Origin of the sequence: Thiocapsa bogorovii (assembly GCF_021228795.1) — a bacterium.
GTDB classification, from domain to species: domain Bacteria; phylum Pseudomonadota; class Gammaproteobacteria; order Chromatiales; family Chromatiaceae; genus Thiocapsa; species Thiocapsa bogorovii.
Genome location: NZ_CP089309.1, coordinates 1,558,623 through 1,581,568 on the forward strand (window position 1 = coordinate 1,558,623; position 22,946 = coordinate 1,581,568).

Genomic DNA, 22,946 nt, shown 5'->3' on the forward strand with positions numbered 1-22,946 from the left:
TAAAATCAAGGCATGGATCCGATCTCCGCCGCCATCCTGCTCGCCATCATCATGGACCCGCTTGGGAACATCCCGGTGTTCCATGCGTTGCTCGGGCGCTATCCGCGCGGAAAACGTCTGCGCATCATCGGGCGCGAGCTGGCGATCGCCTACCTGGTGCTGGCGTTCTTCCTAGCGAGTGGCGACCTGGCGCTGAGGTATCTAGGGCTGAAGCAACCGGCGCTCGGTGTCGCAGGAGGCGTGGTGCTCTTCATCATCGCACTGCGGATGGTCTTCCCGGATCACGAAGCGGTCGAGCGTCGCGAGCTCGACGAGGAGCCATTCATCGTGCCGCTCGCGATACCCATGATCGCCGGCCCCTCTGCCCTCGCGGCCGTTCTGCTGCTGGTGAGCCGCGAGCCGGATCGTTTCTGGACCTGGCTCGCGGCATTGACCGCGGCCTGGGTCGTCAGCGCCGCCATCCTCTTGGCCTCGGGCCTCTTGATGGAGAAACTCGGCCCGCGAGCGCTTCGAGCCCTGGTCCGACTCACCGGGATGCTGCTGATCATGATGGCCGTGCAGATGCTGATGGACGGCGTGACGGCCTATATCGCCGACCTGCGGACCGGCTGAGCAGGGGCATCTTTGCTACGAGTTTGACCAGCGCGTGACCTGGTAGCCGCGCCTCCTGCACGCAAAGGCACAGCCGCCCTTGTGCGCCGCCTGTCTGCGGTACCCGAGAATCCCGTTTCAGCACACGGCAACACGACATCTCTGCTCCACCGTGAGGCCGGTGAGCGACCGGATGGCGCCTTGACCGATCCTCGACACCCCGTTAGCCTCGAAACGCGAGCGTCGCTAGACGGGCAAAAACGGTTGGATTTTCTATCCTCTGTCCGCTGCGCATCCTCTACCGTTACTGTCGAACCATCCAGTCCGAAAAATCCGGGAGCGAGACGATGAAGACGACGATGCTCACGGCAGCCGTCTTGGTCTGCGGTCTGGCGCAGGGCGTGGCTGCTGCCGATCTCGAGGGCAAGTGGGAGGCGCTGAGCAACACAGCGACCTCGATCACCGGCAACATTCAGGTCGCGGAGGATGCGATCACGTTCGGCGACGGGACCAGGCTGGGGATGTCCGCCGACGGCTCGGCAACGGGCAAGTGGGGCGATCACCATGACCCGGTCGAGGGAGCGATCTACCGGCTGCAGCCGCCCGCCGACCCGGCGCTTCTCAACGGCAACCACTTCTGCGGCATGCCGGACAACAAGGTGACCTACGTCGTGCTCGCGCCCTTCGACTCCGGGTTGAGCCTGCTCGTGTACACGGGCGACGCCAAGCCGACGCCGGACGCCAGTTCCTGCGCCATCTACAACTACGCCCGGTAGGCGGTTCCGGGGCCTTTCGGTCGTTCGACGGGAGTCCCGACCCGGAAGCCGTGCGACTGGTCGCTGGCCCGAGAAACAATTCCGGGAAGAACACAGGGTCCCCCAGCGGCTGTCTTCCGTGAACCGGCAACTCCGCTGTGCGAGGCCGAAGTCAGCCGTGTCGTCGAGCGCCGTTTGGTCCTGTATGAACGACGGTTTTTGGTGATCATCGCAGAGCACAGTCTGCCAATAGGCACAAGAAGAAACGCAGGCACTCGACCTTGAGGGATGTCTGAAGGCGATCTTCCCCCTGGGATACCATCGAACCTGTCACCAAAGGAATTCGCGGCGCGGACGTCATCTAGCGCGTTCGTGACGGTATGAATCGCGCGTGCCGATCAATCATCCGGGAGTCCAAGCGTACCAAGAGTTGGTCCGGCGGCTGAGTGCAGTAGGTCAAAGACGATCAGCGTTCTGCGACGACTGATATCGCCGTCCGGGTCTCGCAGGTGCTGCCCAACGACATGGGGAATTTTGGCGAGCAATACGGTGTGTGGGTCAGCGAATACCGATCTTTCATCGGGCTCGCCGCGGCACTGCGTGAGCAACGGATCCACGTGGCCGAGGCGAAGCGTGCCCCCTCGGGAAAGACCAGAAGATGGAGGTGCTCTGCCTCTCGCCTGTGGCCCTGAAGCGCGATCCGGGGATCAGGCATCCGGCATGGAGGGAACTCTTTAAACCGGCGATTTTATTTGTTATTTTAACCCGATACTTATCCCTTGATGCGATCTCGTTCATGGCTACTCTGTACCCGAAGCACAACCCGGTGACCCCCTGCGGCTGGATCAAGCGCGGCGAAGATCACGAGGTGCGCGACAACACCCGGCGGCGGAGGCTCGACGCCACCCAAGGTAGCGGGCACCGTTTGGCTGTTCGCATTTGCGCCCCGCGTCAACTCTCAGCATCCTTGCCTTCGAGCGTGGCCGGAAGGGCGTTATGCCTGTGCCTGAGTCTGCTGGCTGTCGGTTGCAGCCCGCAACTAGCAACCAAGGCGGAAAACGGCGCTCATATGCCTAACCCGTTATTCAATGCAGCGTATTCTGAAGACGCAGATGTCCCGTTCGTTATGGAGCCGAAAAAGGCCATCGCCCATGGTTCCGGGCGGGATCTCTTCCAGTCGGAGAGCGCATCGCGCAGGACCAGGGCGATGGCAGATTGGGTTGTCAGCTCAAGAGACAATCTCAACATGCCGTTCGCAATTATCGATAAGGTCAACGCCAAGGTCTATGTCTTTGGCGCGGACGGACAGTTCTATGGAGCAGCGCCGGTGCTGCTTGGGCTGGCGAAGGGTGACCACTCTCTCCCCGGAATCGGCAAAATGCCAATGTCGCTTATCCCCCCCTCGGAGCGTACGACACCGGCGGGTCGTTTCGTCACCCAAATGGGCCGCGATCCCAAGGGCGAGCAAACACTCTGGCTGGACTACGAAGACGCCCTCTCGATGCATGCGGTCGTCAAGGGCACAGCCAAAGATCGCCGGGCGGAGCGTCTGGCCAGTCCGTCGCCGCTTGATAACCGCATTTCGTTTGGCTGCATCAATGTTCCAGCGCCGTTCTTCCACAATGTGATCGCGACCAAGTTCTCCGATGCGGCAGGCATCGTTTATATCTTGCCGGAAACCAAGCAGTTCGAAAAATCATAACTCGATTCCAGATCGTTCCATGCCTCACTGGAAGACAGCCGCCCCTGGCGCCAGGGTGCCAAGCGGCTGCGTATTGCATAGCTCGTCGATTGAGTGGGGGACCGAATTTAGATCTTGGAAAGGCGGTTCCCACCCTTTTTTCTTGTCGATCCAGCTCCGCAGGGGCATGACCATAGGCAGATGGCCGTTCGGGCGATACCAGGAATCGACGCTCCAGGGCATTCCGGTCTCCATATCGATGATGACTGCGGTCCAGTGAACCGCGGTGAGATCGAAACGACTGCGCACCCTGGGCGATGAGACCGCCCACCCGGCGAGCTCCCCGATATCCCGGAGAATGTGCAGATAGGTCGTGCTGTTGCTGGCGTTATCGACGCAATCCGTGCGTCCTGCGATTCCCGCCTCGTATGCGTTGACGGGAAGGTCATTGGCCAACAATGGCTGATATTTTTGTGCCAGCAATTCCATTTGCCAGACACCGATACGCACGTGCTGTAATCGATCGTGCAGACTCGTGCCCGGACATACGGCCATTTGCCTTTTGAGCAGGGCGATATCGTCGGGAGTGAAGGTCATGGCCTGTCTGCGCGCGCACGACCAGTTGAAACAGATTCGCAGCGTGACGGACCCGTCCCTGTGGATCGCGTACTCAGGCGGAAGTGGAATCGAAACCGATTCCCGAAGGTCATCGAAAAATTTCGCCGGTGACGGGGCGGCCGCGACCGAATCGGTATGGCCGAGGAGTATCGCGAAAAGGCCAATCACAGCGGGCCAAATGAGCATGACAGCCACCGGACTGGCATCAAAGGCTTGCCAGAATGAAGCTGGACGGCCTTTCATCGGGGCGCGCGTCCCTTGGTGCTCCTTCCTCGAGGGAAGTCTGTTCTGACGATCAGACGTCTCCTGCAGCTGAGCCGCGCCCCAGTTTTTCAGGGACTGCATTGCGGGTATAGTGCCGGGTGCAGCGCAAGCGCCGAGTCCTTTCACCCGGCATCCCGCCGTCGCCACTTGCCGTCAACTTGGGTCTTTCGATCTCCAAGTTAACGGCAAGAGCCATCAATGCCGTGAAGGGATCAGCCGCGAGGCGGTATTGGTGCCGGCATCGGCGCTGGGGCCGGTGGCGGTGGCTCATGCTTTGATGCGGTACTGCAAGCCGAGAGCCCCAACCCCAACCCCAGGCTCAGCCCCAAGACCAAAGAAATGCTGGTAAGAAGGGCACTTATGGATGTCTTGTTCATTTGCCGTTACCCCTTTTTTTAGCTCTGCAAATTCACGTTGCTGGAAGCACGGCAGCGACTTCGGTGCTCGGCTGCCCGCATCACCCACACGGAACTTTCTGTTCGTGTGCTTCCCAATATCCGATCTCTCCACCTGACTGTCAACGTAAAGATAGAAAATCCAACCGCCTACATTCAACCTCAATAGAGCAGTCGAACCCCTCAACCGTCGCATTTGCGAGGCTGCTGGGTGCACACAACCTAGCTGGCTGGGCGTTTTGGCTGAGGTCGGCGCCTGCAAGGGGTCGGGCGGTCACTCTCAAAAACGGGAGTCTCTAACCGCCATGAACTATGTCAAGCAATTCGGGGTGAAGCCGGGCAGCAAGGTCGACCTCGCCAAGGTCGCCGCGAGCTTTTCCAAGGTGCACGAATCCCACGAGCACGCCCTGCCCGAGATCGAGCAGTACAGTCAGAAGCTGCATGACCCGCAGTACTTGATGTACGCCGAGGACAAGCGCTGGCTGCTGATTTGCCTGCAGGGGCGCGACGCGGCCGGCAAGGATGGCACCATCAACCGCGTGCTCGGCGCCATGAACCCGCAGGGCTGCACGGTCACCGGCTTCAAGGTGCCGTCCAAGGACGAGGCGGATCACGATTTTCTGTGGCGCTATCATCGACAAACGTCGGCCAAGGGGCAGGTGGCGATCTTCAACCGCTCCCATTACGAGGACGTGCTGGTCGTGCGGGTGCACGACCTGGTGCCGAAGGAGGTGTGGTCCAAGCGTTCCGCGCAGATCAACGACTTCGAGAAGACCCTCGCCGACAACGGCACCCACATCCTGAAGTTCGACCTGCACATCGACCCGGAAGAGCAGCTCGAGCGCTTCAAGCAGCGCATCGACGACCCCGCCCGTCACTGGAAGATCAGCGATGGCGACTATGCGGAACGACCCTTCTGGGACGTCTACACCCAGGCCTTCGAGGATGCGATCGGCAAGTGCAGCACCGAGCACGCCCCCTGGTTCGTCATCCCGTCGAATCATAAGTAGTTCCGCAACCTCGCCATCTCCCGCATCGTCGCCGAGACCCTCGAGTCGCTGAACATGCAGTTCCCGGAACCGACGGTCGACATCGAGGAGATCAAGCAGAAGTACCACGCGATTGTGGGCGCTGAAGGGGGTGATGGCGACGAGCAAACATCGACCGATGCGCAGAAGGAAAAGAAGGGCAAAAAGAAGACGAAGAAAAAGAAAGGCAAGCAATAGTCGGCAGCGGCACCGGATTCGACGGGCTCGGAGCCGCACCGCGGAGCCCTGTTTGCGCTCGACGTCCGAGATACTCTTTGAGCAAGCCCGCAGAGGCATCCTCTAGGAGCATCCCATGAAGACGACAAGCACCAAGCCTAGGGGTTGGAGCCTGCCCATCCTGCAAGGTGCATTGCCGATCAAAGCGGACCAGGTTCCGGCCGAGATCATTGCCGGGCTCACGCTGGCGGCGCTCGCGATCCCCGAGGTCATGGGCTACACGAAGATTGCGGGTATGCCGGTAATTACCGGTCTGTACACCATGCTGATTCCCACGGCGCTGTTCGCGCTGTTCGGCTCCTCGCGGCACCTGGTCGTCGGGGCCGATTCCGCGACCGCGGCCATCCTCGCCGCGGGCTTGGTCGGCATCGCTTCGGTCGGCAGCGACCAGTATGTCGCGCTGGCGGCGTTGCTCGCCTTCATGGCGGCAAGCTTTCTGATCCTGGCGCGCGTCATCGGCTTGGGGTTCCTGGCCAACTTTCTGTCGCGCACCGTGCTGGTGGGTTTCCTGACCGGGGTGGGCATTGAGGTGGCGCTCGGGCAGGTCTCGGGCATGCTCGGGCTCAAGGGTGGCGGGCATGGCACCGTCGAGAAGGTCTGGGCCGATCTGCAGCAGCTCGATGCAGTGAATCTCTATGCTTTGGCCATCGCGATCGCGGTGCTGGTGGTCATCGTCGGTTCCAAGCTGGTGTCGAAGAAGATCCCCGGTGCGCTGATCGCCGTGATCGGCGCCATCGTCTTGTCGCTGATCGACCACACCCGGCGCGGTTACCGACCGAAGAACGCGCTGCTGGTGCCGGATGCATCCGGCGTGCTGAAGCCACGGCCGGTGACGTCCGGAGCCCAGGCCCTGCCCGGCCTGATCATCTACCGCTTCACGCACGGCATGTATTACGCCAACGCCCAGCAGCTGTCCGAGGAGGTCACGGGGCTTGCCGACAGCGCCGAGCCGCCACTGCGTTGGTTCTGCATCGACGGCTCGGCGGTCGACGATGTCGACTTCTCGGCCGCCGAGACCATGCGCTCACTGTTCGCCATCCTGAAGGACAAAGGGATACGCCTGGTCGTCGCGCAGCTCATGGATGACGTCGAAGACAACAGCCGTTACCACTTCCACCAGTTGTTCGGGAAGGATGCCTTCTTCGACACGGTGGACGACGTCGTCGATGCCTACCGTTCGGCAGTGATTGACTCCCGGAAGATCGAAGCTGCCGTGAGTCTCCCTCCTTTGACGGACCGTCCCAGCGCTTAGGGGCATGTGACATCCGCTGCGCGGTGCCACACATCCCCCTTGGCGCTCCTCACCGCGGCGCCCACCGCAACGAAATCACGAACGAGGCCGACGATGCACCCCTCGCCGATCCTCGGTGCGATTCCGCGATCGCGGGCACAGATGGTCAGGATAGGGTTCCCGCTCGACGTCGTTCCGCCGGCGAAAAGCCGGCTGCCGCGCGGTGTTGAACAGACTGGCCGTTCACGCTGAACAAGACCGTACCCTTCGCTTCACGCTTGACCCGGTACATAAGGTCGTCGGCAGCGGCCACTGCTTGCTCAGGCGATATGACCGAGTCCAGGAAGGTGACGACCCCGATGCTGCATGTGATCCTCCGATCATCCGGGCCGAAAGCGCGGTGAAGCTTCCCCGTGAGGTGCGAAATCACGTGCTTCGCTCCAGACCCATCGGTATTGGGCAAAACCAGTGCGAACTCATCGCCCCCGAGTCGAGCGGCGGTGTCAACCTCGCGGACCGAGCTTCTCAGGACCTCGCCGATCGTTCGTAGCGCCCGGTCGCCCTCAGCGTGACCGTCCGTGTCGTTGTTCGGACGCGCCTGTCACGACACGCCCGCCCGACTCTTGTGCAGTTGGCGGATCTCGTCGTGGCGGCGTTCGATCTCACGCCGGAACTCCCTTCGCAGGGCGGCGCTCTCGTAGCGGCGGCGTTCGTTGGGTGTTTCGATCTGCAGCTCGGGTACCTTCACCGGTCGGCCCTCGTCGTCGACCGCGACCATCGTGAAATAGGATGTCATGGCGTGCCGGGTGGACTTGTGAATGATGTCCTCTGCGATGACCCGGATCCCAACCTCCATCGAGGTGTTGCCGGTGTAGTTCACCGAGGCGAGGCAGGTGACCAGCTCGCCGACGCGGAGCGGCTGGCGAAAGAAGACCTGATCCACCGAGAGGGTCACCACATAGTGGTTGGAGTACCGTGCCGCGCACGCATAGGCAACCTGGTCGAGCAGCCGCAGGGTCGCACCTCCGTGGACATGACCTGAAAAATTGGCCATGTCCGGGGTCATCAGAAGTGTCATCGTCAGTGTCTTGTGTTGTTGTTCCATGTAAAACCCGCTTGGCTCGTGAGGAATCCGCTAGTATCTTGGGCACCGCCGCCGGCGCACGACCCGGGCACCGAGGCATCTGCGCCCTGTAGCGTCGTGAGACGGCGCCTCTGGATTGACGAAATCCTATGCAGACTCTCGAGGATGGGCCGCGCGATCGACTTTACGGCGATCGCCGGTGATATTCATACCGGATCAGAGCAAGACATCTGGCATGAATATCGCTCGAACATGGTCACCAACACGGACGCGCCCGCCCGCGACTCCGACACCTCTTCCCAGCAGGATTCATCATGATGCGTGCCCCCGGACGCCTTTCGCTTGGACTCTACATGGGTCTTCTTGCTCTTCTCGTGCCGGGCCTTTCGCTCGCGAGCGAGTCGGGACAGTGGATCGACTTGACCGCGCATACCGTCGGCTATGCGGCCCTGATCATCTTCGTCGTCGCCTACGCGTTGGTGATGGCCGAGGAGTTCCTGCACCTGCGTAAATCCAAGCCGGTCATCATCGCTGCCGGGTTGATTTGGGCGCTGATCGCATACGTCTACTCCCAGAACGGTCTCACCCACGAGGCCGAGGCGGCGGTGCGGCACAACCTGCTGGAGTACTCCGAGCTGATGCTCTTCCTGCTGGTGGCGATGACTTATATCAACGCGATGCAGGAACGTCAGGTATTCGACGCCTTGCGTGCTTGGCTGATCCGCAGGGGATTCGGTCTGCGCGCCCTCTTCTGGTTGACGGGAGGACTGGCGTTCGTCATCTCCCCGGTGGCCGACAACCTCACCACGGCGCTCTTGATGTGTGCGGTCGTCATGGCCGTCGGCGGTGACAACACCCGTTTCGTAACCCTGGCCTGCATCAACATTGTGGTCGCGGCAAATGCGGGCGGGGCCTTCAGCCCGTTCGGCGACATCACGACGCTGATGGTCTGGCAAAAGGGCATCATCGAATTCAATGGTTTCTTCGCGCTCTTCATTCCGGCACTCGTCAATTTTCTGGTTCCCGCGCTCTTTATGCATGCCGCCGTGCCGGACATCAAACCCGAGACGGTGTCGGTGCAACAGCCGCGTCGGGTATCCTTCTCGTACCATCGAGCCTCCGAGCCCACAGCCGAAACGGCGCCGGCGACAATCCATATGCGGCGCGGCGCCAGGCGCATCATCCTGCTGTTTCTGCTGACGATCGCTACGGCGGTAGGGTTTCACAGCTTCCTCAATCTACCACCCGTCATCGGCATGCTGACGGGCCTCGGCTATCTGCAATTCTTCGGCTTTTTTCTGCGGATGAGCCATCACGGCTGGCAGAAGCGCAACGCCGAGCGCGCGAACCTCATCGGCGACATCACGCCGTTCGATGTCTTCAACAAGGTCGCGCGCGCGGAGTGGGACACCCTGCTCTTCTTCTATGGCGTCGTCCTCTGTGTCGGCGGACTGGGATTCATCGGCTATCTCAGTCTGGCTTCGGATGTCATGTATGAACAATGGGGACCGATTCCGGCCAATGTCGCCGTGGGGCTCCTGTCGGCGGTGGTCGACAATATCCCGGTGATGTTCGCCGTTCTGACCATGAATCCGGACATGGACCAAACGCAGTGGCTCCTGGTCACTTTGACGGCAGGCGTCGGCGGGTCACTGCTCTCGATCGGGTCGGCCGCAGGGGTCGCGCTGATGGGGCAGGCGCGCGGCATCTATACCTTTTTCGCACACCTGCGATGGACGCCCGAGATCGCCTTGGGATATTTCGCGAGCGTCGTCGTTCATTTGTGGATCAATGGCTGACGTCCGCATACCGCGGCGAACCTACCGATGAGGCGATGGTGGCGCGGGCGTCGCTCTGCCGTCTCGAGCCTCATGATCGCGCTGATCCTAACCGGCGCTTGGTTGATGGAGCGCTGGGGACCGGGTCTGAACCCGGTCGATTGGTCGTTCGCCGCGTCCGGTCGGCTCTGCGCCTTGGATCAGGTGGTGGATGGAGATTCGCTGCGACTGACGTGCAGCGGCAAGCCCGTCGAGGTCCGTCTGTACTGTATCGACGCACCCGAGAAAGACCAGAAGCCGTGGAGCAATCGGTCCCGAGCACATCTGAAGCGAATCGCCGCGGATCGGGTCGAGCTGCGGCCCATCGAGACCGACCGCTTCGGGCGGACGGTGGCCGAGGTGTACTCCGCCGACGGCGAGCGACGCTCGTTGAACCTCGAGCAGGTCAAGCAGGGGCAGGCTGCGGTCTATCCCCGCTATTGCGCAGAGTCGCGTTTCTTCCGCGCGGAGCGCGAGGCTCGCGCCGCGGCGATTGGTATCTGGAGCACGCAGGGGGAGCATCAGACGCCTTGGGCCTTTCGCCATCGGCATTGAGGTGCCCGCAAGAGACGCGATGATGCCGCTCCGATCAGGGCCTCAGTATCCTGCCCGTACGCCCGTCTCGGATGCAGGAGGGTTGGTCGGATCCGACACAGGGCCCTGTTAGGATCATGTCCGGAGCCTCGTCGAGCGCCAGTCGGACCTGCAAGGCCGTCCGGGCCGGTCTTCGGCTGGCTTGGTTGGCACTCGTGGAGACGATGGCGCCACCGTAGGTACGGCAAAGCGCAGCGGCGAGCGGATGTGCCGTCACCCGAACCCCGAGGGTCTCGAAACGCCCGGTGAGCCAGCGGGGTGTCTCGGACCGCGCCGGCAGAAGCCAGGTATTCGGCCCCGGCCAGGTGGCCCGGATCTCAGCCATTCGATCGGCATCGAGCTGCAGCACGAAGGGTTCGATCTGGCCCGGATCCGAGGCGATCAGGATCAACCCCTTGGCGACATCACGGCGCTTCATGCTCAGAAGCCGCGCGACCGCATCGCCGTTCCAGGGGTCGCAACCCAAGCCGTATACGGCCTCGGTCGGATACGCGACGACGCCTCCGCTCGCAATGATGCGCGCGGCACGCCGTAACCCATAGTCGTGAAAATAAGGCGAGGTCATCGGGGAACCAAGCTGGGTGCCGGGGATCCCACGGAGGCGACCGAGATTCGGGCGTGGTCACGGTCGGGGGACGAGCCCCGGCCCGCATTGCCGGATCGCAACGCACCCAGAGACCGGGAATCGGTATACTTCGACGCTTCTCGCCGACGGTGATCCAGGCAGGAGCAGCCGGGCCAGAAATGCGAATCCCGCAGGGATGGCCTCGGTATTCCCGCACCCTCGGCGATGCCCGGCACGTGCCCGAACTCTTTTCCCCTCTTACCTACCGGAGTTAATGTCATGACCCTGATCAAAAATGTTGGTAAAACCGATCGAAATATCCGTCTGGCCGCCGGCGGCGTGCTGGTTTTCCTCGGCATCGTCACCAACACCGTGCTCTTTTCGATCATCGGCTTGGTCGTTCTCGCGACCGGCGCGATCGGCACTTGCCCCGCGTACATGCCGTTGAACATCAACACCAACAAGGACGACAAGGCCTGATCTAGGCCACGGGAGCAGGCTTGCCGACCACCCGCCCTTCACGGGCGGTGACCGGCAAGCAGAACGGAATCGAACGGCTCGGATTCGAAAGAACCCGAGCCGTTTGGGTCTGTCGTTCGGGTCCCGAGACCTCAAGCGGCGACGATCAAGCCGGACGCTCGAAAAGATAGTGACTCACGTACCACTCCTGCCCCTTTCGGTACCCGAATAGTTCGGCGCAGGCCATGAAAAACAACCGCCAGCGCATCCACCACACGCCCGCTTGAGCGCCGCCGTAGGTCTCTTCGAGAATCGGCCAGACGCGATCGCGTGCGGCATCTATCCGCTCCAACCAGGCATTGAGCGTGCGCTCGTAATGCCGGCCATCCCAGCGCCAGCGCGTCACCAGCTTGAGATGTTCCTGAAAATGCAGCGGTAGATCGTCGCTCGGCATGATACCGCCCGCGAAGAAATAGTGACTCATCCAGTCGCTCGGCCCCACGTCCTCGAAGGGATAGGGATGCTCGCGATGGACGAAGATATGCATCAGGAAGTGCCCGCCCGGCCTCAGCCAGTCATGCACGCGCGCGTACAGCTTGCGGTGGTTTCGCATGTGCTCGAACATTTCCAGCGACACGATCCGGTCGAATTGGCCGTCCGCCTGGAAATCGTTCATATCCGCGGTCACGATCTCCAGATTGGTCAGACCCCGTCGGTCCCGCTCTGCCTCGATGAAGGCGCGCTGCCCGCTTGAGTTCGATACGCCGGTGATTCGGCAGTTCGGGAATCGCTCGGCCAGATACAGACTCAAGGCGCCCCATCCGCAACCCAGCTCCAGCACCCGATCGCCGTCTTGGATCCCGGCCCGCTCGGCCGTGATGGCCAAGGAGGCCTCTTCCGCTTCTTCGAGCGACGTGATGCTCTCGGGCCAATAGCAGGAGCTGTATTTGCGACGCGGCCCCAACACGAGATCGAAGAAGGAGGCCGGCAGCTCGTAGTGCTGCTCGTTCGCACGCTCCGGCACGTCCGCGATCGGCGAGGCGTCCATCATGGCGATGAAGTCGCGTTTCTCGCGCATCGCCGCCTCGCAATCCTCCGTCGGCAAGGTCGCCAGTCGTCCGCGCAGCAAGGCGCGAATGCCGCTACGCGTCACGCTGTCGGGGACCTTACCTTGCTCGACCCACCGGATCGCCGTCTCTGTTGCACGCACCATCGTCGTCTCCTTGTTCGTCCCGTGACCAGGCGTCGACACGGAGGTATTGGCGAGGAACCCCGAGGGCAAGCCGGCCGTGCAATTTTCCGCCGGACAAGCTCGACGCTAGCGCGGCGGCAACTGCTCCAACGCAAGCTTCAAGGCAGCCTCGCGATCCTCGACCCAACGATCCTCACGCATGGCGCCGCGCAAACCCAGGTGCTCCAGACGCTCGCGCGGCTGGCCGTGAACACCGGCCATGTAGACCGCGTGACCTTGCGAGAGCGCATCGCGTACCGTCGACTCGACGGCGACCGCGGTCGTCACACCCATGTGCGGGACCTGACTCAGATCGATCACGACCGCCTGTGCACCCTTGAGCTTGGGGCTTTGACGACTGATGGCGGCCGCGGCACCGAAGACCAGCGGGCCGCTGAGATACAGGATCTTCACCCGACCGCGCCCTTGGGCGAGCAGCGATCGCTCCTCGCACGAGAGACCGGCGCACGGGGCCTCGTCGCGCGTGCGACGTGCCGGGAGAACACAGACGGACTCTTCCTGCACGTCGGCGAGACGTCGAATGGTGAGGACATTGGCGACGAAGAGACCGATCGCCACGGCGGTAATCAGATCGACGAAAACCGTCATCAAGATCACGGCGTAGGTGATCAAGGCGCCCTTGAGCGACACGCGATGGGCGCGGGCGAGGAAACTCCAATCGATGATGTCGATACCGACCTTCACGGCGATGCCCGCAAGAACCGCGAGAGGGATGTTCGCGGTCAGTGCACCCGCCCAGACCACAACGACGGCCAGGATCGCCGCCCGAGTCAGACCCGAGAGTGCGGTCCGCCCGCCGGCCTGAATGTTCACGACCGTGCCCATCGTCGCCCCGGCACCCGGCAGACCGCCGAACAAGCCGGAGGCCAGATTACCGATCCCCTGCCCCAACAGTTCCTTATCGGAATCCACCTGTTTGCGGGTCAAGCTGCCTGCGATCACCGAGGTCAGCAGGGCGTCTACCGAGCCGAGCATCGCCAACACGAGCGCGTCGATCAGGATGGTCTGCCATTGCGCGACGCTGAACACGGGCATCTGTAACGAGGGCAGACCGCTCGGGATCTCGCCGATGCGCCGAATGTCCTGATCGCCCAGCCAGTAGACCGCGATCAGGGTGCCCACGACCAACACGACCAATTGCGGCGGCAGGATCCGCTTGACGCGGGCCGGCATCAGAAAAAGGATCGCGAGCGTCATCGCGGCCAAGGCGGCCTCGCGCAGATCGATCGACCCGATCAACCCGGGCAGTGCCCGCAGGGTTCCGATCACCCCGCCGCCCGGGGCCGCGTGTCCGAGCAATCCGGGCAGCTGGAGGATGACGAGAATAATGCCGATCCCCGACATAAAGCCGGAGATGACAGTGAAAGGCATCATGGTGACATAGCGCCCGAGCTTCATCGCACCGAACGCGATCTGAAAGAGACCGGCGAGCATCACGACCGTAAAGGCCATGGCCATGCCTTGCTCGGGATCGGCGGCGATCAGCGAGGCAATCACCGCGGTAAACACCACGGTCATGGGACCGGTGGGCTCGGAGATGAGCGTGGGCGTCCCGCCGAACAGCGCTGCGAACAAGCCGATCAGGACCGCGCCGTACAGTCCGGCCTCCGCGCCCGCCCCGGATGCGACCCCGAAGGCGAGCGCCATCGGCAGCGCGATCACGGCAGCAGTCACCCCGCCGAAGAGGTCACCGCGGAGGTTATCGAAACGGATCTCGTTGAAAACGCGCATAGATGACTCCGAGGGGCGACTCCGATGTCTTAAAGTCGGCTAACCAGTATCCCGGCCGGCCCGATTGAGCGATAATAGTTGTTTCTTAAGTCTTACATTGATCTTCGTCTATGGGCGAGTCGATTCTCATGGCAACGCTAACGCTGAAGCGACCGGGGCTGCGAATGCCGCGCCGTCGTTACATAGACTATCGCTGATGCCATTGATAGAAAATATCGACTTTTTCCTATAGCACCACTTCAAGTAAGGTTGCGATCTCAGAGTTCGAAACGGCCTCCGCAGGCGAGGCGGACCAGGCACAGACCACAGGAGCTGACCATGAGCGTGAAGACCTACGATGCCGGTGTAAAAGAATACCGGGCCATGTATTGGACGCCGGACTATGTCCCTCTCGACACCGACCTCTTGGCCTGTTTCAAATGCACCGGCCAGCCGGGCGTGCCGCGCGAAGAGGTCGCCGCCGCCGTGGCTGCAGAGTCCTCGACCGGCACCTGGAGCACGGTGTGGTCGGAGCTCCTGACCGACCTCGAATTCTATAAAGGCCGCGCCTACCGCATCGAAGACGTGCCCGGCGACAAAGAGTCCTTCTACGCCTTCATCGCCTACCCGATCGATCTCTTCGAGGAAGGCTCCGTCGTCAACGTCCTCACCTCGCTCGTCGGCAACGTGTTCGGATTCAAGGCGTTGCGCCACCTGCGCCTGGAAGATATCCGCTTCCCGATCGCTTACGTGAAGACCTGCATGGGTCCGCCCAGCGGCATCCAGGTCGAGCGCGACAAGCTCAACAAGTACGGACGACCGATGCTCGGCGCCACGATTAAGCCCAAGCTCGGCCTGTCGGCCAAGAACTACGGGCGTGCCGTTTACGAGTGTCTGCGTGGCGGTCTCGACCTGACGAAGGACGACGAGAACGTCAACTCCCAACCCTTCATGCGCTGGCAGAACCGTTTCGAGTTCGTCGCCGAGGCCGTATCTGCGGCTCAGGCCGAGACCGGAGAGCGCAAGGGCCATTACCTGAACGTGACCGCCCCGGATCCGGAGCAGATGTACGAGCGTGCCGAGTTCGCCAAAGAGCTGGGTCAGCCGATCATCATGCACGACTTCCTGACCGGCGGATTCACCGCGAACACGGGCCTGGCCAAGTGGTGTCGGAAGAACGGACTCCTGCTCCACATCCACCGCGCCATGCACGCGGTCATCGACCGTCATCCCAAGCACGGTATCCATTTCCGGGTGCTGGCCAAGTGCCTGCGTCTCTCGGGCGGCGACCACCTGCACACCGGCACGGTCGTGGGTAAGCTCGAGGGCGACCGCGGCTCCACGCTCGGCTTCGTCGATCTGCTGCGCGAATCCTTCATCCCCGAAGACCGCGCCCGCGGCATCTTCTTCGATCAGGATTGGGGCTCCATGCCAGGCGTCTTCGCTGTCGCCTCCGGCGGTATCCACGTCTGGCACATGCCCGCGCTGGTCACCATCTTCGGCGACGACTCGGTCCTGCAGTTCGGTGGTGGTACCCAGGGTCATCCGTGGGGCAACGCGGCCGGCGCCGCTGCCAACCGCGTGGCGCTCGAAGCCTGCGTAAAGGCCCGCAACGAGGGACGCGAGCTCGAGAAGGAAGCGCGCGAGATCATGACCGCAGCGGCCAAGCACAGCCCGGAACTGGCGATCGCGATGGAGACCTGGAAAGAAATCAAGTTCGAGTTCGATACCGTCGACAAGCTCGACGTGGGTTGAGGGAAGCCTCCAGTCTTCTGCCGCCAGCCTCCTGCTCGGGATAGCCCGAGCTGCGATGCGAATCCGGCACCAGCCGAGAGCTGGCGGCTGGAGCCCGGCGGCAGGAAGCGCTGACCCACTTACGACCGAACCCAACGCATTCGCACAACGAGGACCGAAACCATGCCGTTCCAAAGCACCACGGGCGATTACCAGACCAAATACACACTGGAGACCTTCGGGTTTCTGCCGCCGATGACGCAAGAGGAGATCTTCGATCAGATCGCCTACATCATCGCGCAGGGTTGGACGCCGGGCATTGAGCATATCCATCCCAGCAAGTCCATGAACCACTACTGGACCATGTGGAAGCTGCCCTTCTTCGGGGTGACCGATCTGGCCCAGGTGGTGAGCGAGCTCGAGGCCTGCCATCGCTCCTATCCGGATCACCACGTCCGTGTGACCGGCTACGACAACTACACCCAGAGCCAGGGTTCCTGTTTCGTGGTGTTCGAGGGTCGCGGCTGATCGTAGAGCCGTCGGCAGTCAACGTCCGGCGGTGCGTCCAGGCACCGTCGGATGGAGAGGTGCCGAACACTTGAGATCCAGTGTTTCAACACCGAGCGGGCGGCGCGTTCGCCGAGCCGGTGATGCGAACGGAGTCAGGCGTACATCCCGCCGTCGCTATCACCGCTGATGCGCTCCACGTCCAAGGGAACGACCATGGCTAGCAAAGCGAATCTGAGATCGAGCGGCCGCGAGGCGGCCCTGGCACGTCGCCGTGCCTTGTCCACTCAGGGCAAACGCACCAGCGCTGCCCCCGGAACGGCCGAGCGCAGCCGCAAGCCCGACGCCGCTGCGGTACGTCGCCCTGCCCCGTCGCAGCCGCAGGCATCTCCGGCTGCTACGGCGGAATCGGTGTCGAGCACTGGATGGGCCGGCGGCTCATCGGCCCCTTCGGCATCCAGGCTCGCAACGCCCGTTCGGCGAGTTCAGGCCCAGGTGTCTGCCTCCGGCTCGAGTCGGGCAGAGGCCAGGGCGCGACGCGAAGCGCTGTCCAAGGCCGGCAAGCGAGCGGACCGCAGGGCGGATCGCACACGCGCCCCTGAGACGAAAGCGTCGGCCAAGGTCGTTCGCGAAAAAGGTACCGACTGCGGCTGCGGCTGCGGGGGGAGTCCGGAGACGGTGGAGGAGCGTGGCTCGATGGCGAGCGCGGCACGTCAATCGTCGGATCGCCGCGGCGCATCTTCGCTCGGGAGCGCGACCAACGGGTCGCGTCGCAACAACGGCAAGCGCATCACCGCCGTCAAACCGACGGGTCGGATGTTGGCGCTCGCCCGGCGCACGGCGACCTCCGGACGCGGCAAGGCTGCGGTGAACACGCCGACCACAACGGCGAGCCTCGCGCGGCAAGCCAATCCAAAGTTGTCGGGGCGCGACCTCGCGCAGACCGTCCGCGCCAGCCGCAGTGCCGCAGGCGCGGCGGGAACACGCAAGGTCCAAGCAACGGGCCGGGTGAGACCCGGACGCGAGCGGCCGGTCGGCGGCGCGCAGGACCAACCCTGGAAGGTCGGTCTGAGCGAGACCGCGCAAGGCCAGTTCGTGACCGGAACCCGCGTCGGACGCAGTCAATCGGTGACGGGCGACGAACCGAGCGTATGTCGCGAGGTCACGGGGACCGAATACATGGGCGCCGAGATCTTTCGCGAGTTCTGCCAGACCGAGCCGCCGAAACCAACCCCGAAGGTTCGCGTCACGACGACGAGCCACGGCAACGCCGTGACCGGGAACGAGGTGGGGCGTTCGACCCGCGTCACGGGTGATGAGCCCGGCACCTGCAAGACCGTCACGGGTACCGAGTATCTGTCGGCCGAGCAGGCGAGCGCGTTCTGCGGAACCGAGCTCCCCCCGAACCCCCGGCAAACCGGGCGGACGCGGACCACCGGCGGTCGCCCCGTATCCGGTGTCGCCCCGGGGCTTTCGGCCAAGGTGACAGGCAACGAGCACGGTGCAGGCATTCAACCGACCGGCAGTCAGTACATGTCCTCGGCCAACGGCGAGGTGTCGGAGCTCAAAAAGGCGCCGCCGAAGGTCGAGCTGACGCAGACGCTCGGCGGTGGTTCCGTGACCGGAACTCGCGTCGGGCGCAGCACCAAGCTGACCGGCGACGAGCCTGGCAGCTGTCGGCTGGTGACCGGCGACGAGTATGTCGGCGCCGAGCAATATAAGGAGTTCTGCGGCATCCAGCCCGCACCGCTGGAGGCACCCAAGGTCGGGCGATCCTCGACCCCGAAGGGCCTATCGGTCTCCGGCACCCAGACCGGTCGCTCGGGTCGCGTGACCGGCGACGAGCCCGGCACCTGCAAGGTGGTGACCGGAACGCCCTATGCGGGACTCGAACAGGCGGCGACTTATTGCGCTCCGGAACAGCAGCGCATGATTGCCGAGCGGATGCGCCCGATGGCGAGCGCCATGGCGGCGGCGCGCATGACCGGCATCCAGCCGGGGATCGGTGGCGTCATGACGGGTGCGTCTCGGGGTGCCTGCGAGGACATCAGCGGAACGCCGTACGTCGGTGTCGACCAGATGGAAGAGACCTGCGGAAACGCCGCTCGCCCCGGCGACAGCGACTTCCCTCAGCCGCTCCCTCAATCCAGCGAGGGCGCGCCTTGGCAAAGTTTCAGTGTCGAATCCCCGGCCCGACAAGCCTTTCAGTCGCGTCAGGACAACGCGGTCACGGGAACACTCTACGAGCAGGAGGGGCGGATTACCGGCCCTTTCGGGATGGGCACGGGCAAGATCACGGGCACTGAGCAATTTCGCTTCGACCGTGGACAGTCCGTGCCGAGCAACCTCCTGCAGATGGAGCCCGCCGAGACGCCAGGGGTCGACACGGCAGCGGCAGCGGTCCGCTCCCGCGTGACGGGCGAGGGTCAGACCGCCGGAAAGAAGATCACGGGTGACGATTGGGAACGTGGGGAGCGTGTCACCGGGACCGAAGGTCCGTCGGCACGGCGTCGCAACCCGACGCGCCCCGGCCCGGTGGCTGCGATGGGGGCCGTCAAGCCCAAACGCAACGAGGAGCTTCCCGCGCCGGTGAGTCGTGTGACCGGAGCGAGCGGCAATACGGACCGCGGCTCGCTCATCACCTACTCGGGTGGAGCGCGGGGCTGAGCCACGCACGAGCGCACGGACCCGAGCGATCGGGTCCGCCGTGCCGAATCGCACGCGAACCATCACCGGAATCTGACGAGACAACGAGGTCATGTCGAGACAACGCCGTCCAACCCGAGCGAGCCTCATCTGGGCATCCGCACCCGCACCCGCCGCGCCGGCCTACCGCCCGCGCGCTCGGGGCGAGTCCGGGTCCGGCGCGCCCACGGCGACGCGTGAACCGACCGTGGCCGAATCGGCTGCTCCGACACCGAGCACGCCCGAGCCGACGCCAAAGACGCGTGGCGCGCGGATGCGTCCGCGGCCGTCGTCTCGAACAGCCGCTACCGATGCCGCCAAGCGATCGGCACGCCAGGCCAAGCGGCCCGTCGTTGCGGCAGAGGTGTCTCGACAGGTTCGGGGCCCGAGCGGACAACACCCGCTGACCGACCGCGAGGGCAACGCGAGGCTGCAGCGGTATGAGGATCGGATCAAGACGGGATTCGATCGGATCGTGCCGGTACTCAAGCAGATCTCGGCGCTCCAGCATGAGGCCGACTTCGAACGGCAAGCCCAGGCGATCGCCCGCGCCGAGCTGGGGTTTGAGCTGCCCGATCACATGCTGGCGGATGCGTGGGTGACCCAGCTCGATCTACGGCGTCTGTTCGCCTGGTGCGTGTTCGAGACCTACCGTCGGATGGCGGATGACTTCTTCGCGAACGACCCGCTCGGCGGGCGCGAGGTGAGAGATTTCGACCGCTTTCTTCAAGACTGCGGATTTCATCAGCTGGATGTGACGCCCTGCGCCGACGGACGATTGGCCCACGCGATCAGCTACGTGCTGCGTCTGCCGTTCGGCGCCGTGCGGCGTAAGCCCTACGCCGGTGGACTGTTCGATATCGAGAATACCGTGTCCAAGTGGGGCGAGGTCGAGCTCGGTCGCTTCCGGGAAGGCGTTCCGAACACCGCGGATGCGCCGACCCGCTATTTGAAGGCGGTGATCTACCACTACAGCTCGGTGGATCCGCACCATCAGGGCTGCGCGGCCCATGGATCGAACGATGCTGTGGCTGCACAGGCCGCCTTGGACCGACTCCTGGCCTTCCGGCAATCGGTCGAAAATGGGTTCTGCTGCGGTGCCTCTGTGGCGCTGCTGCTGATCGGTTTAGATACGGACACGGACGCGATCCGGATCCACGTGCCCGACGGCGAGGGCCACATCGATCTCACGCAATCGGTGGATGCGATCAAGGTGCATGCGATCACGCGTGAGCTGGAGCCGACCGCAGCACGTGCGAGGGTCGCCGAGCTGATCAAGGCGCACGCCCCGGCGAACGCCGACCCGGGCATGCTCCGGTTGGTCGCACGGCTGATCGAGAACAACCTGTCGCAGATCGACTACGTGCGCCAGGTACACGGCGGACACTACGCGGATGTGGGTCACGCCGAGCGGTTCATGGGCGTGGGCATCGGGTTCGAGGAGATCCAGCTGCGCAACCTGACCTACTTCGCCTATCTCTACACGGTCGAGGAAGGAGCGGCAGATCTGGACGTCGGACGCAAGATCTTCGGCGGACTCAATGTTTCACGCGGACTGCCGATCCCGATCGTCGTCCGCTTCGATTATCACGGCGGGGTGCCGGGCGCGCGCGAGCGCGCGGCGACACGCTGTCGGCAGCTCGATGCAGCGCTCGCCGACCGGTTCGCCGATCTGGCAGACCAGGGTCTCCTGCACCGACTGCTCGTCGTGCGCGACAGCGACTCTGGCGCGGGTATCGAGGTCATCGGATCCTCGCTGGAACCGGTCACGGCGGGAGGTCACTGAATGAAGATCTGTCAGGTGGAACGCCCGCTGGTTTCGACCAACCGGATTCCGGGGTTTGAACATAAGAACCTCCAGGTGGTGCGCGACGGGAGCACACAACAGGTCGCGGTCGATGCCGTCGGCTGCATGCCCGGTGACTGGGTGATCTGTGTCGGCAGCTCCGCGGCACGCGAGGCGGCGGGCAGCAAAGAGTATCCGAGCGATCTGACCATCGTCGGCATCATCGATCATTGGCCGCCCGAGACGGGCGCCGCCGGGTCGGGAGGCGCAGGCTGATGGAGATCAGGCAGGTCGTCGGGTCGCTGGTCTGCACGCATCGTATCGCCGGTCTCGGACATTGGGATCTGCGGCTGCTGCAGGACACGAAGGGCAAGCATTATGTCGCGACCGACCCGGTGGATGCCCGCCCCGGCGACTGGGTCTTCGTGGTCAGCGGATCGGCCGCGCGGTACGCGATGGGGGACGCCGGGATCCTCACCGACTTGACGATCGGCGGGATCATCGACCGCTGGGAGGAGGAGCGAGCCGCGGCGGTCGAGCCGACCTCGGCCACCTCGGCCACCACGGCCCGAGCGGCATGAGTGACAGCATCGAGCGCGGATCGCCCGGCGCGATCGGCATCGACGAAGGGCTTTGAAACTGGATTGAAGATGATCGGGCAGCATCGCCCGGGGCGACTTGGTACACAGAGGAGACACGAACGATGGCAAGCGACAAATTCGGAATCGCGCTCGGGATGATCGAGACCCGCGGACTGGTCCCCGCGATCGAAGCGGCGGACGCCATGACCAAGGCCGCCGAGGTGCGCCTGATCGGGCGCGAGTTCGTTGGTGGGGGCTACGTCACCGTACTGGTACGCGGCGAAACGGGCGCGGTCAACGCCGCGGTCCGCGCCGGTGCCGATGCCTGCGAGCGCGTCGGTGACGGCCTGGTCGCGGCGCACATCATTGCCCGCCCGCACCGCGAGGTCGAGCCGATCCTCCCGGTCGGCGGCCCCGCCGTCGACTGAGCAAAACGCGGCAGCCCGCGACGCGCCGAAGGCCGCGAGGCCAAAGCGAGTCGCGACCCATTCATCAACGATTAACACGACACTTAGAGATTGGAGAGCACAGATGGCCAGTGAAAGCTACGGTATCGCATTGGGGATGATCGAGACGCGCGGACTGGTTCCCGCCATTGAAGCGGCGGACGCCATGACCAAGGCCGCCGAGGTGCGCCTGATCGGGCGCGAGTTCGTCGGTGGGGGCTACGTCACCGTACTGGTACGCGGCGAAACGGGCGCGGTCAACGCCGCAGTCCGCGCTGGTGCAGATGCTTGTGAGCGTGTGGGCGACGGACTGGTCGCGGCACACATCATTGCCCGTCCGCACCGCGAGGTCGAGCCGATCCTGAACCGGACCCTGCCGGCGGCTTCCGACTGATCGAGTGGCGTTCAGCCATGAGCCGCTCGATACCGGCGGCAAGGGTGTTGAAGCATGAGACACGCACGCATTCATCCTCGTACCCTTGGCTATCTCGGTCGTGCCTTGAGCTTGGAGCTGTCCGCAGTCCAGCAGTACATGACCCAGGCCTCGCTCGCAGAGGCCTGGGGTCTGCCCGAGGCAGCGGTGCGTTTTCGCGAGGAAACGGTCGAAGAAATGCAGCATGCCGAGCGCATTATCCAACGGATGTTGGCGCTGGGTGTCGCACCGAACGGCTCGCACCTGCGCCCGGCCGGCGTCGCACGCAACCTGGTCGACCTGTTGCGACAGGATGCAGTGCTCGAAGTCGAGATCGTCGCCCTCTATCGGGAGGCCGTGACCTTCTGTCGTCGGATCGGGGATCGCGACAACGGTGACTTCTTCGAGGCACTGCTCGACGAGGAGGCCGCCCATGCCCGCGAGATCGATGACTGGCTCGCCTCACTCGGTGTGCCGCGCTATCGCGAGGCCGCTGAACGTGCCTATTTCTGAG

General features: G+C 63.6%; 24 protein-coding genes and 2 pseudogenes. 20 read left to right on the forward strand and 6 right to left on the reverse strand.

Translation table 11 applies throughout. The annotated features are described in order from the left end of the window. Positions 1 to 12 precede the first annotated feature (12 nt). The 4 genes and pseudogenes from LT988_RS06995 to LT988_RS07005 all read left to right on the forward strand — a co-directional run bounded on the left by LT988_RS06995 (position 13) and on the right by LT988_RS07005 (position 3,048). Positions 13 to 612 carry a MarC family protein gene (locus tag LT988_RS06995; protein WP_232409484.1) on the forward strand — a complete coding sequence of 200 codons (600 nt, stop codon included), beginning with the start codon at positions 13 to 15 and terminating at the stop codon, positions 610 to 612. Positions 613 to 938: 326 nt separating this feature from the next. Then, positions 939 to 1,367, forward strand: a complete 429-nt coding sequence (locus tag LT988_RS07000) for a hypothetical protein (protein ID WP_232409485.1) — start codon at positions 939 to 941, stop codon at positions 1,365 to 1,367. Positions 1,368 to 1,816: 449 nt separating this feature from the next. After that, positions 1,817 to 2,038: pseudogene (locus LT988_RS25515) on the forward strand (DUF2130 domain-containing protein); the annotation flags it as partial. Continuing rightward, a complete protein-coding gene (locus tag LT988_RS07005; protein ID WP_232409486.1) occupies positions 2,005 to 3,048 on the forward strand; it encodes a L,D-transpeptidase in 1,044 nt (347 codons plus the stop codon). The pseudogene LT988_RS25515 and the gene LT988_RS07005, both read left to right, overlap by 34 nt. 24 nt (positions 3,049 to 3,072) lie before the next feature. On the opposite strand, the gene LT988_RS07010 is transcribed toward LT988_RS07005, so the two are convergent. Next, complete coding sequence (locus LT988_RS07010; RefSeq protein ID WP_232409487.1) at positions 3,073 to 3,888, reverse strand: hypothetical protein; 816 nt, start codon at positions 3,886 to 3,888, stop codon at positions 3,073 to 3,075. A 721-nt stretch (positions 3,889 to 4,609) separates the two neighbouring features. Between LT988_RS07010 and LT988_RS07015 the strand changes: the two genes are divergently transcribed. From LT988_RS07015 to LT988_RS07025, 3 genes are all read left to right on the forward strand, one after another. Beyond that, positions 4,610 to 5,314, forward strand: coding sequence for a PPK2 family polyphosphate kinase (locus LT988_RS07015; RefSeq protein ID WP_232409488.1), 705 nt, complete (start codon positions 4,610 to 4,612; stop codon positions 5,312 to 5,314). Positions 5,315 to 5,368: 54 nt separating this feature from the next. Continuing rightward, the gene (locus LT988_RS07020; protein ID WP_232409489.1) at positions 5,369 to 5,530 is read left to right on the forward strand and encodes a hypothetical protein; all 162 of its coding nucleotides are present in this window, start codon (positions 5,369 to 5,371) and stop codon (positions 5,528 to 5,530) included. 115 nt (positions 5,531 to 5,645) lie between these two features. Then, positions 5,646 to 6,821, forward strand: coding sequence for a SulP family inorganic anion transporter (locus LT988_RS07025; RefSeq protein WP_232409490.1), 1,176 nt, complete (start codon positions 5,646 to 5,648; stop codon positions 6,819 to 6,821). A 145-nt stretch (positions 6,822 to 6,966) separates the two neighbouring features. On the opposite strand, the pseudogene LT988_RS07030 reads toward LT988_RS07025, so the two are convergent. Both LT988_RS07030 and LT988_RS07035 read right to left on the reverse strand, forming a co-directional pair. Further along, a pseudogene (locus LT988_RS07030) lies at positions 6,967 to 7,374 on the reverse strand (GGDEF domain-containing protein); the annotation flags it as partial. 27 nt (positions 7,375 to 7,401) lie between these two features. Continuing rightward, entirely contained in the window at positions 7,402 to 7,905 is a 504-nt protein-coding gene (locus LT988_RS07035) for an acyl-CoA thioesterase (protein ID WP_232409491.1), read from the reverse strand. Positions 7,906 to 8,049: 144 nt separating this feature from the next. On the opposite strand from LT988_RS07035, the gene LT988_RS07040 reads away from it, so the two are divergent. The 3 genes from LT988_RS07040 (at position 8,050) to LT988_RS07050 (ending at position 10,256) form a co-directional block, all read left to right on the forward strand. Continuing rightward, on the forward strand, positions 8,050 to 8,202 hold the full coding sequence (locus LT988_RS07040) for a hypothetical protein (protein ID WP_232409492.1): 153 nt from the start codon (positions 8,050 to 8,052) through the stop codon (positions 8,200 to 8,202). After that, entirely contained in the window at positions 8,199 to 9,683 is a 1,485-nt protein-coding gene (gene nhaD / locus LT988_RS07045) for a sodium:proton antiporter NhaD (RefSeq protein ID WP_232409493.1), read from the forward strand. The genes LT988_RS07040 and nhaD overlap by 4 nt, the downstream gene beginning before the upstream one ends. 72 nt (positions 9,684 to 9,755) lie before the next feature. Further along, the gene (locus tag LT988_RS07050; RefSeq protein WP_232409494.1) at positions 9,756 to 10,256 is read left to right on the forward strand and encodes a thermonuclease family protein; all 501 of its coding nucleotides are present in this window, start codon (positions 9,756 to 9,758) and stop codon (positions 10,254 to 10,256) included. 34 nt (positions 10,257 to 10,290) lie between these two features. Here the strand turns inward: LT988_RS07050 and LT988_RS07055 are convergent, their stop codons facing one another. Then, on the reverse strand, positions 10,291 to 10,860 hold the full coding sequence (locus LT988_RS07055; protein WP_232409495.1) for an L-threonylcarbamoyladenylate synthase: 570 nt from the start codon (positions 10,858 to 10,860) through the stop codon (positions 10,291 to 10,293). Between the two features lie 279 nt (positions 10,861 to 11,139). Here LT988_RS07055 and LT988_RS07060 point away from each other — a divergent pair, with 279 nt between their 5' ends. Continuing rightward, positions 11,140 to 11,340: a YgaP family membrane protein gene (locus LT988_RS07060; protein ID WP_007195599.1), complete on the forward strand. Its 201-nt coding sequence runs from the start codon at positions 11,140 to 11,142 to the stop codon at positions 11,338 to 11,340. 145 nt (positions 11,341 to 11,485) lie between these two features. Here the strand turns inward: LT988_RS07060 and LT988_RS07065 are convergent, their stop codons facing one another. Both LT988_RS07065 and LT988_RS07070 read right to left on the reverse strand, forming a co-directional pair. After that, positions 11,486 to 12,532, reverse strand: a complete 1,047-nt coding sequence (locus tag LT988_RS07065; protein WP_232409496.1) for an SAM-dependent methyltransferase — start codon at positions 12,530 to 12,532, stop codon at positions 11,486 to 11,488. Positions 12,533 to 12,637: 105 nt separating this feature from the next. Further along, entirely contained in the window at positions 12,638 to 14,302 is a 1,665-nt protein-coding gene (locus tag LT988_RS07070) for a SulP family inorganic anion transporter (RefSeq protein ID WP_232409497.1), read from the reverse strand. A gap of 318 nt (positions 14,303 to 14,620) precedes the next feature. Between LT988_RS07070 and LT988_RS07075 the strand changes: the two genes are divergently transcribed. From LT988_RS07075 to LT988_RS07115, 9 genes are all read left to right on the forward strand, one after another. Next, positions 14,621 to 16,036, forward strand: coding sequence for a form I ribulose bisphosphate carboxylase large subunit (locus LT988_RS07075; protein WP_232409498.1), 1,416 nt, complete (start codon positions 14,621 to 14,623; stop codon positions 16,034 to 16,036). A gap of 162 nt (positions 16,037 to 16,198) precedes the next feature. Continuing rightward, positions 16,199 to 16,543, forward strand: coding sequence for a ribulose bisphosphate carboxylase small subunit (locus LT988_RS07080; protein ID WP_093187728.1), 345 nt, complete (start codon positions 16,199 to 16,201; stop codon positions 16,541 to 16,543). A gap of 675 nt (positions 16,544 to 17,218) precedes the next feature. Continuing rightward, a complete protein-coding gene (locus LT988_RS07085) occupies positions 17,219 to 19,189 on the forward strand; it encodes a CsoS2 family carboxysome shell protein (RefSeq protein WP_232409499.1) in 1,971 nt (656 codons plus the stop codon). A gap of 91 nt (positions 19,190 to 19,280) precedes the next feature. Then, complete coding sequence (locus LT988_RS07090) at positions 19,281 to 20,993, forward strand: carboxysome shell carbonic anhydrase (RefSeq protein WP_232409500.1); 1,713 nt, start codon at positions 19,281 to 19,283, stop codon at positions 20,991 to 20,993. Then, positions 20,994 to 21,269, forward strand: coding sequence for a carboxysome peptide A (locus LT988_RS07095; protein ID WP_232409501.1), 276 nt, complete (start codon positions 20,994 to 20,996; stop codon positions 21,267 to 21,269). After that, positions 21,269 to 21,574, forward strand: a complete 306-nt coding sequence (locus LT988_RS07100; RefSeq protein ID WP_232409502.1) for a carboxysome peptide B — start codon at positions 21,269 to 21,271, stop codon at positions 21,572 to 21,574. Before LT988_RS07095 ends, LT988_RS07100 begins: the two co-directional genes overlap by 1 nt. Before the next feature lie 122 nt (positions 21,575 to 21,696). Continuing rightward, on the forward strand, positions 21,697 to 22,002 hold the full coding sequence (locus tag LT988_RS07105) for a BMC domain-containing protein (protein ID WP_007195590.1): 306 nt from the start codon (positions 21,697 to 21,699) through the stop codon (positions 22,000 to 22,002). Positions 22,003 to 22,105: 103 nt separating this feature from the next. Beyond that, on the forward strand, positions 22,106 to 22,414 hold the full coding sequence (locus LT988_RS07110) for a BMC domain-containing protein (RefSeq protein WP_007195589.1): 309 nt from the start codon (positions 22,106 to 22,108) through the stop codon (positions 22,412 to 22,414). A gap of 54 nt (positions 22,415 to 22,468) precedes the next feature. Next, a complete protein-coding gene (locus tag LT988_RS07115; protein WP_232409503.1) occupies positions 22,469 to 22,945 on the forward strand; it encodes a ferritin-like domain-containing protein in 477 nt (158 codons plus the stop codon). Position 22,946 lies beyond the last annotated feature (1 nt).